The organism is Protofrankia sp. Cr1 (genome assembly GCF_963555865.1).
GTDB lineage: Bacteria > Actinomycetota > Actinomycetes > Frankiales > Frankiaceae > Protofrankia.
In genome coordinates, this window is record NZ_CAUVXO010000340.1 from 1 (window position 1) to 4,102 (window position 4,102).

Annotated in this window: 5 protein-coding genes and 1 pseudogene; 1 reads left to right on the plus strand and 5 read right to left on the minus strand. The window is 69.5% G+C overall.

What is annotated here, in order from left to right; all coding sequences use genetic code 11:
• Nucleotides 1-244 (minus strand): annotated as a pseudogene (locus tag U9980_RS20700) (hypothetical protein); the annotation flags it as partial.
• A gap of 316 nt (nt 245-560) precedes the next feature.
• Between U9980_RS20700 and U9980_RS20705 the strand changes: the two are divergent.
• The gene (locus U9980_RS20705; RefSeq protein ID WP_322769441.1) at nt 561-773 is read left to right on the plus strand and encodes a hypothetical protein; all 213 of its coding nucleotides are present in this window, start codon (nt 561-563) and stop codon (nt 771-773) included.
• A 418-nt stretch (nt 774-1,191) separates the two neighbouring features.
• On the opposite strand, the gene U9980_RS20710 is transcribed toward U9980_RS20705, so the two are convergent.
• The 4 genes from U9980_RS20710 to glp all read right to left on the minus strand — a co-directional run.
• Entirely contained in the window at nt 1,192-1,824 is a 633-nt protein-coding gene (locus U9980_RS20710; RefSeq protein ID WP_322750051.1) for a GNAT family protein, read from the minus strand.
• Nucleotides 1,821-2,387, minus strand: a complete 567-nt coding sequence (locus tag U9980_RS20715; protein WP_322769442.1) for a MogA/MoaB family molybdenum cofactor biosynthesis protein — start codon at nt 2,385-2,387, stop codon at nt 1,821-1,823. The genes U9980_RS20710 and U9980_RS20715 overlap by 4 nt, the downstream gene beginning before the upstream one ends.
• On the minus strand, nt 2,384-2,890 hold the full coding sequence (gene moaC / locus U9980_RS20720) for a cyclic pyranopterin monophosphate synthase MoaC (RefSeq protein WP_322769443.1): 507 nt from the start codon (nt 2,888-2,890) through the stop codon (nt 2,384-2,386). Before moaC ends, U9980_RS20715 begins: the two co-directional genes overlap by 4 nt.
• Nucleotides 2,887-4,102 (minus strand): gephyrin-like molybdotransferase Glp (glp, locus tag U9980_RS20725; protein WP_416210344.1); only part of this gene is annotated, 1,216 nt, incomplete at its 5' end. The genes glp and moaC, both read right to left, overlap by 4 nt.

Consider the following 4,102-nt stretch of genomic DNA (forward strand, 5'->3'; position numbering starts at 1 on the left):
CGCTGTCGGACGCCCACGGCCCGGCCACGCTGTCGGCGGCACCGGGGTAAGCCGTCCGATGGCCGTACCGGGCGACCCGCTCCGCCGCGATCCGGCGGTCCAGCGCCAACCGGGAGGCACGCAGGCGTTGGTCAGCCCGGGCGGTCCGGCGCAGCTGCACGAGGTAGCCGATGAACGCGACATCCATCAGAAGGTGAAACGCGATCCAGATACCGCTCAGCAACCCAGCGAGCAGCGCAGTCACCGATACGGCAGTGAACAGTACCAGGAGTCGCCGGCGACGAAGCCGAACCAGCGCCAGCCGGTCCGCGTCGGCCTTCCGTCGCGGTGGAGGCGTTGCGCGCCGGCCGCTTCCGACTCTCTCTCCGGACGGGACGTAACCAGGAGTGACGTAACCAGGAGTGACGGGAGCAGAAGCCCTGACACCCCGCACCCGGGTTTCCGCCGAAGAGACAGAACGCGCCGGTCCGGAGGCCGCGTCCTCACCCGGTTGGGAAGCGACTGGCCGCATCACGGACCCCCTACCCGGCCGCGACGCCCCTCGCCGTGACAGGACTCGCATGGCCATCGTGAAACGTTCGGCTGACCGCTGTTCCAACGTGCTGTCATGGTGCCTCAGCCACATGGGGATTAGCACGAAACCCCAGACCGCGACGATCGCGAGCCAGATGAGCGCGCTCATGGCCGCGGGTTTGGAAGACAGTACCGTGCCGCGAACCCACAACCACCCGCGCGTGGCTGAGGCGGCGCAGACTGCCGCGCGGGCGAGCTGACCATGGACGGTTGCCTTCCTGCCGACTCGGATATCGACGATGACGCCGGCCAGCCCGGACCTCGCCTGTCAGCTGCACCGAAATGCGAGGATGCCCGAGCGGCGCGATCATGAAGTGGCTCGCGCAACCAGCGGCACTAAGAAACGCTAGTGAGGGAATACCGTCTGGTCACCGACCTGATGCCCGCGTGTCGCACCATCGCGATCGATACCACGTTCACATCTGGCAACATCCTCAATACAGGCAGACACCATTGAAGTCGATCAACCCTCCGACGACGCCGCTTCCACGTCACAAAAAGATCTTATCGGACCGACAAACCGTGACAACCGCATCCTTCACGTGGACACCATCACACGCGAAAGTCGTCATATGACTACCCGAAGTTAAGAAGCGACCGGTACCCGGTGCCGACCACTCAGGTACGTGAGGCGCGGGTGTCACGCCAGCGGTTCAGTAAGCCCTCCGGGGCGTCCTCCACGGTGATGGCATAGCTGATGTGATCCCGGTAAGCCCCACCGATCGCCAGATAGCGCCGGTGGAACCCCTCCTCGCGGAACCCCAGTTTTTCCACCACCCGGCGGCTCGCCGTGTTCTCCGGCCGGACGTACGCCTCCACCCGGTGCAGTGCCGCCGCGGCGAAACAGTGGTCCACGACCAGCGCCACCGCGGTCGGCGTGATACCGCGCCCGGCATAGCCGCGGTCAACCCAGTAGCCGAGATGCCCGCTGTTCAGCGCACCACGAACGATCGTGGAGACGGTGACCTGCCCCACCAGTCGCCCCTGGAACGTCACCGCAAAGGGCAGCGCGGCACCGAGACGTGCCTGCTGATGCAACCGTCGCACCATCCGGCTGTACACCCCGATGGTCTGGCGCTGCGCCCATGCGTCCGCCGTGGCCGGCATCGCCTTGGGGGTCGCCTCCCAGGGTCCGAGCCATTCACCGTTGCGTACCCGGATTTCGACCCAGGTGACAGCCTCACGCAGCCGCAGTGGACGTACGCCCACCGACCCGTCGGTGAGACGTGCCGGCCACCCCGGTGCCCTCATCCCGTCCCTCCGGACCCACGGCCGGAACGGCCCGGATCGACATGGCCCGGATCGACATGAATATGATCACCGCCGCCGCGGATCTGGGCCACCGCATGCCCGACCACCCCGGCCAGCACGCGCACCCCGTCGGAGACGCCGCCCGCCGAACCCGGCAGGTTCACCACCAGCGTTCCGCCTCGGACACCGACGATGCCACGGGAGAGCACCGCGGTCGGAACCGCCGCCCGGCCGGCATCGCGCAGCGCGGCGGCGAGCCCGGGCACCTCTCGGTCGATGACCTGTCGGGTCGCCTCCGGCGTGACGTCCCTGGGTGCGAGACCGGTACCGCCGGTGGTGACAACCAGGTGAATGCCGGCCGCAACGGCAGCCTCCAGCGCGATCACGATCGCCGAGCGATCATCGGGGACGACAACCACATCGTCGACGGCAAAACCGATCAGACCCAGCGCCTGGGCAGCCAACGGCCCGGACTGGTCAGCGTAACTGCCGGCGTACGCGCGATCCGAGACGGTGATCACCTGGGCGCGGGCGCCGTCCGGTACCTCCAGCGCATGACTCACCGGGCGCCACCGCCACGCCCACCGGTCGGCGTGCGGTGCCAGTCACCGGAGCGCCCACCGGTCTTGGCCAGCAGGCGGATGTCGGTGAGCGTCGCCTCCGGATCAACCGCCTTGACCATGTCATGCAGGGCGAGCCCGGCCACCGCGACCGCGGTCAACGCCTCCATCTCCACGCCGGTGCGGTCCGTCGTCCGGGTGGTCGCGGTGATCTCAACTCCATGATCATAGATGTCCAGCTCCACCCGGACCCCCGACAGCGCGATCGGATGACACAGCGGGATGAGCTCGGGTGTGCGCTTGGCGCCCATGATGCCGGCCACCCTGGCGACACCGAGCGCGTCCCCCTTGGGTACACCGGCGCCGCGAAGCAGGTCGACGACGGTTGGTGCGACCCGCAGAAACCCCCGGGCGACCGCGGTCCGTACAGTCACGTCCTTGGCGGAGACGTCGACCATGCGCGCGGCACCGGTGGCGTCCACGTGGGTCAGCCGTGGCTCGATCATGTGTCCGCCGCCATCCCGGCATCGGACCACGACACCCCGGCATCGAACGGTGCCATGTCGTCACCGAGCCGCAGCGCGGTCAGCTCCGTCCCCGCCGGCCGGTCGACACCGTCCGCCGGAACGATCAACAGGGCGTCCGCGACGGCCAGGGCCGACAGCTGATGCGATCCCTGGCCACCCGCCAGATGGGCGACCGGCGGCCGCCCGGCTCCGGCCGCAGCCAACCGGACCCGCAGATACGAACGCCGGCCCCGGGACGAGCGCAGCTCCTGCGCGGTCGTGGCGACCAGCGTCGGACGGTGGACGGACGCAAGCCCCCGCATCCGCAGCAACGCAGGTCGGACGAACAGCTCGAACGACACCAGCGCGCTGACCGGATTACCCGGCAACGTGAAGATCGGCACCCCGTCGATCACCCCGAATCCCTGTGGCATCCCGGGTCGCATGGCCAGCGGCTCGAAACGGACCTTCCCCGAACCGGCGAGGACCTGTTTGACCACGTCGAAGGCTCCCACGCTCACCCCGCCAGTGGTGATCACAACATCGACGTCGGCGAGAACGCCGGCAAGCACCGCGGCGAACGCGTCCGGGGAGTCGGGGACGCCACCAAGCCGCCGTATCTGCGCGCCCGCCTCCCGTGCCGCCGCCGCCACCGCGTGGCTGTTGGAGTCGACGATCTGCCCCGGGCCGAGGGTTTCCCCCACCTCGACCAGTTCGCTGCCGGTCGAGAGCACCGCGGCCCGGGGGCGGGGATGAACAACCGGAGTCGCCACGTTGAGCGCGGCCAGCAGGCCGATCTGAGCCGCACCGAGCAGCCGCCCGGCGGGCAGGACCAAGTCGCCCACGGCCACGTCCTCGCCGGCCCGCCGGATGTTCTGACCGAGCCCGGGCGCGCGCGTCACGGTCACCCGGTCCATCCGACCGTCGGTCCACTCAAGTTGGACGACGGTGTCGGCACCGGGCGGCAGCGGCGCGCCCGTCATGATCCGCGCCGCGCTACCGCGCGTCACCGGTGACGGTGTGCCCGCCTGCGCCGGAATATCCCCGGTGACCGGCAGGATGACCGGACGCCCGGGGCCGGCGTCGGCCACGTCAGCGATGTGCACGGCGTATCCGTCCATGGCCGAGTTGTCGAACCCGGGCAGGGCGGAACCGGCGCGAAGGTCCGCTGCGAGCACGCAGCCGTGCGCGGACCGCAGCGACAGCGACCGC

Excerpts from the sequence above, each read along its gene's own strand:
- U9980_RS20705 (WP_322769441.1), top strand. The coding sequence starts at position 561 with ATGGCCATCGTGAAACGTTCGGCTGACCGCTGTTCCAACGTGCTGTCA.
- U9980_RS20710 (WP_322750051.1), bottom strand. The coding sequence starts at position 1,824 with ATGAGGGCACCGGGGTGGCCGGCACGTCTCACCGACGGGTCGGTGGGC.
- moaC (WP_322769443.1), bottom strand. The coding sequence starts at position 2,890 with ATGATCGAGCCACGGCTGACCCACGTGGACGCCACCGGTGCCGCGCGC.